The sequence below is a fragment of the Nostoc sp. NOS(2021) genome (assembly GCF_017115025.1).
Taxonomy (GTDB): domain Bacteria; phylum Cyanobacteriota; class Cyanobacteriia; order Cyanobacteriales; family Nostocaceae; genus Nostoc.
Genome location: NZ_JABXKM010000329.1, coordinates 85,263 through 91,900 on the forward strand (window position 1 = coordinate 85,263; position 6,638 = coordinate 91,900).

At 37.9% G+C, this 6,638-nt stretch carries 8 protein-coding genes; 4 read left to right on the forward strand and 4 right to left on the reverse strand.

Going from position 1 to position 6,638, the window contains the following annotated elements:
- Window positions 1-58: 58 nt before the first annotated feature.
- Entirely contained in the window at window positions 59-1,612 is a 1,554-nt protein-coding gene (locus HWQ41_RS32260) for a hypothetical protein (protein ID WP_292772016.1), read from the reverse strand.
- A 95-nt stretch (window positions 1,613-1,707) separates the two neighbouring features.
- Between HWQ41_RS32260 and HWQ41_RS32265 the strand changes: the two genes are divergently transcribed.
- From HWQ41_RS32265 to HWQ41_RS32275, 3 genes are all read left to right on the forward strand, one after another.
- Window positions 1,708-1,875 (forward strand): hypothetical protein, encoded by a 168-nt coding sequence (locus HWQ41_RS32265; protein ID WP_292772018.1) that lies wholly within the window; start codon window positions 1,708-1,710, stop codon window positions 1,873-1,875.
- 83 nt (window positions 1,876-1,958) lie between these two features.
- Window positions 1,959-2,792 (forward strand): hypothetical protein, encoded by an 834-nt coding sequence (locus HWQ41_RS32270; protein WP_292772020.1) that lies wholly within the window; start codon window positions 1,959-1,961, stop codon window positions 2,790-2,792.
- Window positions 2,793-2,825: 33 nt separating this feature from the next.
- Window positions 2,826-3,464, forward strand: coding sequence for a ThiF family adenylyltransferase (locus HWQ41_RS32275; RefSeq protein WP_292772021.1), 639 nt, complete (start codon window positions 2,826-2,828; stop codon window positions 3,462-3,464).
- Window positions 3,465-3,497: 33 nt separating this feature from the next.
- On the opposite strand, the gene HWQ41_RS32280 is transcribed toward HWQ41_RS32275, so the two are convergent.
- Window positions 3,498-4,496 (reverse strand): RNA polymerase sigma factor, RpoD/SigA family, encoded by a 999-nt coding sequence (locus tag HWQ41_RS32280; RefSeq protein ID WP_292772023.1) that lies wholly within the window; start codon window positions 4,494-4,496, stop codon window positions 3,498-3,500.
- Window positions 4,497-5,025: 529 nt separating this feature from the next.
- Here HWQ41_RS32280 and HWQ41_RS32285 point away from each other — a divergent pair.
- Entirely contained in the window at window positions 5,026-5,178 is a 153-nt protein-coding gene (locus HWQ41_RS32285; protein ID WP_292772025.1) for a hypothetical protein, read from the forward strand.
- Between the two features lie 38 nt (window positions 5,179-5,216).
- Here HWQ41_RS32285 and HWQ41_RS32290 read toward each other — a convergent pair whose 3' ends face one another.
- Window positions 5,217-5,498, reverse strand: coding sequence for a peptidase (locus HWQ41_RS32290; RefSeq protein ID WP_292772027.1), 282 nt, complete (start codon window positions 5,496-5,498; stop codon window positions 5,217-5,219).
- Between the two features lie 312 nt (window positions 5,499-5,810).
- Entirely contained in the window at window positions 5,811-6,236 is a 426-nt protein-coding gene (locus HWQ41_RS32295; RefSeq protein ID WP_292772029.1) for a DUF4363 family protein, read from the reverse strand.
- Window positions 6,237-6,638: the final 402 nt, after the last annotated feature.

Below are 6,638 nucleotides of genomic sequence, written 5' to 3' on the forward strand. Positions count from 1 at the left end.
GGCAATGGCTTTCATATATCCTGTTACTCCTAACTCCGTTGGTTCTCAATTAGCGTAATTATTTCTCACTATTCCAAATTTCCTGCCATAATTCCCTGGTTCTCAAAGACCAGAATACTTCATCCTGTTCTCCATTTATAAACATATCTAAAGCTTGGACTATTTCAGACCAACCATCAGATAATATTGTATGGTGATTTATTGGTTCTTCAATAGGAATGTTGGTGTAAAAATCTATATTAGATTTAGATATTTTCTTTAAAATATAGAGCATTACTTCTATTGCTATTTTTTCTGCTACTTGACTAGCATAAATTACAGGAAGGTCTCCATCTGTATATTTACCATGCAGCAAATTATTTCTTATATTCAAAAAATCAGGTGTCCCCTTAGATTTTTTGATGTATTTATTCCAATCAATCCCTAGTTTATCAAGGAAAAATCGAATCGTTAAAGAAAGAGCTGGTGTCCTACCATTTGCCTTTTTAGCATCAATTAATGAATAATTAAATTTTTTATCTGAAGGCAGAAGAGGTGAATTTTGAATAAATGCCTTTTCCATTTTTTGAACACCTCCCAAATTTCTTAACCAGTAGGAGTAAAAGTACTCAATTGCAGAACAAGAAGCATATAATTTTGATTCTGAAGTGACATCCAAAACTGTTGTCCTCAGTTCAAGAATACCATTACTAAGTTGCTTATCCAATGGACAACATTCTAAAAAAGCCTCTGCATTGTGATGTAGAGCAACACCTTGCTTTGGCCATGCCTTTGATAATCTGGAAATCTTTGCCTTTTCCCATATAGGAACTAATTTTCCTTGAATTTGCTTATCTAAGCATTTTGAATAAATCGTAAAATCATAGTAAATTGGTATAATCTCATAGTCACAAAGTATGCTTAAAAAAGCACAACATTGAAACATTGTTTGTTCAAGCTCTTGAATGTTATGTGTTAATAAACTTAGATTATTCTGAGTCTTGATAGAACGTAATATATCTATAAAGCTCAATTTGTAGAATGTTTCTATATTAGGTTGTCTAAATGAATCTTGATTGTGTATTACATAGCTTTTACCACATTTTAATTCATATTCACTATTTAAAGAACAGTATGGGCTAAAATACTCCGGTTCTCCTAAGTTTAAATCCTTATTTTGCTTCTTAGGTAAGCCTTGAAACTCAACTCCAAAAATTTCATCATGTGAAGAGACATCATCATTAAGATATGCTTTTAACCGAACAAAATCGCTCACATATTCTCCAAAAGGCAAATTGGAATTCCAGCCGGAATATATAAACATTTTGTAGCATCTGAAATTTATAACTGGCTTATAGTAATTGGGCATATGAGAGCTACCCATTAAAACAACTTTTTCTTGAATTACAATAGCCTTTTTATTAGCCGTACTTGACTTTATATCTATATTTGCAAAAGAGCCGTTTTCATCTCTATTATCATCTTTTAAAATTATTTTTACATTCAGTTCGGTTGCATCTGTAAATCGTAACTGCAAGCTAATAGTTACAAGTAAAGTTAGCTCATCTAATAAGAAATGAGCATCACCTTGATAATCCCAGTCGCAAGGAAAGTCTCTAAACAAATCAATCATAAGTAGTCACCTATTTTTTATTAACCCCAAGTCCAAGTCCAGATTACTATTTGTAGCATGAATTCTTTAAATTTGTAGAATAAAATGAATAGTACATGACTAAGATAACTACTCAACCCAAATATCTGATACTGATGATCGACATGAATAAAGCATATCAAGTAGCAGCGATCGCACTACTGCAAAATCTCTCTTTTCATCTCTTCCAAAGACAACTTCTTGCCTGCCTTAAATTCTTCCCGCGCATTCTGAATAATTGCTAAGAACTCAGGATTAGAAAAGTGAGATTTCATCTCGGTTTCTGGGGTTGCATCTGTAGCATTCTGTTGAAAAATGAGTATTATTTATGACTGACATACTTAAGCTAATCAACCAAATTGCGATCGCAGAAGCACAGTTATCTGCTACCCAATTTCTCGCGCCCTGTGTCAAGGGTGGACGAGTTCGCACACGAGTAGCCGGGATGGTCTACACCTTCAGTCCAAAGCCTAGTAAATTTGAAGGTTGGGGCATCTTTCAGGCTGTGGATGAGAAAACAGCAACAGTTGTGGAAGAAGCAGACCTGCCCCAGGTTGCGGAATACCTGCAACACTTTCCCCAAATACGGCTGCGGTTAGCACACCAACTGCGGGGACAAACTTGGTTAACATACCCTGTAAATGAAGTAGATATGCGTCAACGGTTGAAGGTAGTTAAGCCGATCGCAGTGCATCTAGTAACCGAGGGCGTTGCCTTTGAGCAAATCATTGCCCGCTGGAATGGGCATTCATGCTGGTTCGAGGAAGTCGATCGCCGTACCGATCCGGCAATTTCTGAAACTCTGCAATCTGCCCTCAAGCAACTCACTCCTGCTGAAGAATTACAGTTCAAGGGCATTACTCCAGAAATCCGCGCAGTGTATGAATTAGCAACTCGGCGCATTGAGGGATTTACTCAACCCCAACAGGATGAAAAGCGACTGAAAAAGGCATTGCGGATGGGCGGCGGTGAATTAAATCAATTCCACGATCGCAGCGATTATTGGACAGTCGATTGGACAACTGCTGATGGTATTCGCCACAGTAGCGCGATCGCTAAAACTGATTTGACTGTTGTTAGTTCTGGCATTTGTCTGAGTGGACGCGATCGCGATTTTGACTTGCAATCCCTAGTAGGTGTAATGGAACAACAAGAGTATTAATTACGAATTACGAATTACGAATTACGAATTATTATGAGTGTCTTTTTTCACGAACAGCTTTACCGCACCAATGCTGTGATGACAAAGCTAAAAAACTATCCTATAACAATTTGTGGCGCTGGAGCATTAGGAGCTAACATTACTGAAAACTTAGCTCGGTCTGGTTTTGATAAACTTACAGTGATCGATCGCGATCGCATTGAGGAGCGTAATCTTTCGACTCAGCCTTACTACCGTTCCGATGTTGGAGCATTCAAGGCGAAAATCTTGGCAAACAATTTATATCGAGCAATTGGTACTAAAGTTGATGCCAAAACAAAGGAGTTGACATCAGCAAATACAACTCAACTACTCAAAGACACTCAGCTAATTGTCGATGTTTTTGACAACAGCATGGCACGTCAAGCAGTGAAAGATTATGCTGAACAATTTAGCATTCCTTGTCTTCATGCTGGACTATCAGCAGATTATGCAGAAGTGATTTGGAATGACGTTTATCGCGTTCCTTCCGAGGTGAATGATGATGTCTGTGATTATCCCCTGGCACGAAACCTAGTGATGTTAACTGTAGCTGTGGCGTGTGAAGCGATTGTTTCATTCATTGCCACAGCAGAACAGCGTCACTTCACCATTACCCTGAAGGATCTAACTGTTCAATCTCTGTTTTTGTAGGTTGCGATGCCTAGTTTGGGCTACCCATCAAAATTAACTAGCTAGATAACTGTGTATCTTATCCTTATGTCTTCGTAGAGTACCCAAAGCTTTTTGCTCTATCTGTCGCACTCGTTCTCGACTAATACCCATACGTTGACCAATCTCTACTAAAGAAAGTTCATTTCCATCTGTTAAACCAAAACGTAAAGTTAATATTTCTCGTTGCTGGGGAGTTAATTTTGACAATAAATTTTGAATATTTTGTTGGAGAAACTTTTGGTCAGCATATAATTCTGGAGAGAGTCCATCATCCTCCAACATATCTTGTAATTCTGTATCTTTTTCTGAGCCAACTCGCAATTCTAGAGAGACAGGTTGACGTGCTAAGAGTAAATAATCTCTAATTTGTTTGGGATCTAAAGATAGTTCTTCGGCAATATCAACTGTGGTAGGAGTACGACCTAATTTTTGAGTTAGTTCACGTTGAATACGCTTGATTTTGTTCAGCTTTTCTGTAACATGAATAGGCAAGCGAATAATACGTCCTTTTTCGGCGATCGCTCGTGTAATTGCCTGACGAATCCACCAATAGCCATAAGTTGAAAACTTGTACCCTTTAGTAGGGTCAAATTTCTCAACTCCTCGCTCTAAACCTAAACTTCCTTCTTGAATTAAGTCGAGAAAATCTAGGTTATGTCTTTGATATTTTTTAGCAATAGACACCACAAGTCGCAGGTTAGCCTGAATCATTTTCTGTTTGGCTTGATGTCCCTGACGTAGCTGTTGCAGCAGTGATTTTTCACCGATATTTATATTTTCAATCCACTCTTGTTGTGTCGGTTGACGTTTTAATTGAATAGCTAATTTTTCTTTCGCAGCAAGTAAAGCCATCATTTGTTGAACTTGCTTGGCGAAATTAATCTCTTGCTCATTAGTTAATAAAGGTATGCGTCCAATCTCACGAAGATAAGTACGCACTGTATCAGCAGTATATAAAGGTTGTTCATTTTTATTATTTACTTCTAGAGCCTGGTGAGATAGATTATTCATAGTTATTTTAACCTTCAAAAATACTTGTTGTTTAGAGGAAAATAATTTCCATCTGAGATAATTAGTCTGACATTGAAAAATGAACTTTGAATGAAATTATTAATTTTGATGATTAAGGTGCTGACGTTAATTGTGACTACAATCGGTTTTTAGTTTGACTTTAAAAGGTAAAAATCAATAATTTGTCAAGATTTTTCTGGTTGTTGTCACGTATAATTATTTCGCCAAAACTAATATTCATTTTTTAAGTTAGGAGCTTGATGTGACAGGAGCTTGTCAAAGAATTGAACAAGTTATGTCTATCCAAATTCCAGCGGATTTCAATTTGGTGAAATACACAACCTAAGTCTCAAAACCAGGCATAAAGCCTGTTTTACTTCAGAATTATGCTGTAAGTAGCCAGACATGATGTAGACTATGACGCATGAAAGTACTTTTTCCTTCCTTCTGTCTCTTTACAGTTCTATCCTAAGTCAAGTCGCGTTCTGGGAATCTAAGCAAAAAAAAATCACTCCCTGCACGTGTTGGCATGGAGATATTGATTTTCCTCCTGAGATTCTATTTAAAAAGTCGCCTCCGTTCGGAAGCAGTAGGAATATCTCTGAGAACTGCTTCTGCAATGGGTTATGCCTTCATTACACTTTTGCGATCGCACCGTCACCGATTTGTCTTTATATCTTAAAAGACTGCGATCGCACGGGAAGTGAAGTTATGCCTTTTTTAATTATTCTCAGATTTTGACCTTTTCTTAGCAAACAAACTAGTCATACTTAATCCAGTAACCAACAACCCCAATAGTCCTAATCCGTTCAAAATCGGGTAGATTCCCTCTAAACCGAAGATTTCACCACGATGAATCGAAAGTAGTAGACTACGCGGAACTCCAAGGTTAGCTGACCACTCGCCTACCAGCGTAGCTGCAATACCAGTTAGCAATGTTACAGCAAGCGGTAAAGCCAAAATAATCGCCAGAGTTCGGTGGTACTTGCGAAATGAACGCATTATCTAAATTCTCCAGTGGAAACTATAGGACTAGTATTTGATTTTTGAAATATACGTAGTGGCGTGGCAAGACTAAATTTGTGGATTAGATTTATGGTTTTTTGGGGCTAAAGCGCTACTACGAGCCTTTAGCTGTTACACCATTTTAGTCTTGCGACGCTACTACAAGACTACTGAGATTTTTTCAAAAACAAATTCCGATTCCTATATAGCAGTTTCCAACTTGATCAGGTACAGAAGTATTTGTCTCAAAGCCAGATATCAAGCTTGTTTTTTTACTGTCTTTTGATTCCTGCTGTATGTTAATTTCCCTCACCCTTTAGAAACAGTGGCGATATTTGTGTCAAGTGTTTGTAACCCCTTAAGAGCTTTTGCTTTATCTTTTGCTTTCAGCGCACCCTTCACCTGGGTCGCAGCATCTTCGATTGTATTATAGGTTTTTGAAGATTTAGTTTTGACACCATCCTCAACCTTAGACCAAGAGTTTTCAAACTTATCAAATTCCTGTTGAGCTTTGTCAAAGTTTCCAGCTGACACCGCAGTTTTTGTATTTGAAACTACACTGACCAAACTATTAAAACCTCCCTGCGTAGCACCAGTAGTTTTGGATACTGTTGTTCCCGCAGTGGTTTCAGTGCTAGCAGGAGTCTGGGTAGCAGATTCTTGAGCGCTGTTGCATCCTACCAATGTCAGTAAGCCAATTGCAGTAACGGGGATGATGTAGATTAAGCGTTTCATAATACCTCTTGAATAATCATAAATCGCCAAGTACTGACGGTATCAGCTACTATATCAGCAAACCTGTCGTCTAAGAGGATGTTTGAAAAGTCTAATTTGTTACTAGCCCTGGCGACTAGAAGTCGCGGCTACACGAGACTTTACCCACCTCCGTGGGTTAAAACCCTTGATTTTGTATTAGTCCACGGAGGTGGACTAAGCTTTGTGTAGTAGCGAATTCTATTCGCCCAATACTTTTAAAACATCGTCTAAAGTTGCTGAAGATATAAGAAGATTCTATGCAGGTTTTGTTCAGGCAAATGCTGTAATAGTCTATCGGGTGCATCAATGCTGTTTTTGCATCTTAAAGCAACGGACAAGAAGGTTAGGACATTAACTGATGATAAAACCTATATACAAACA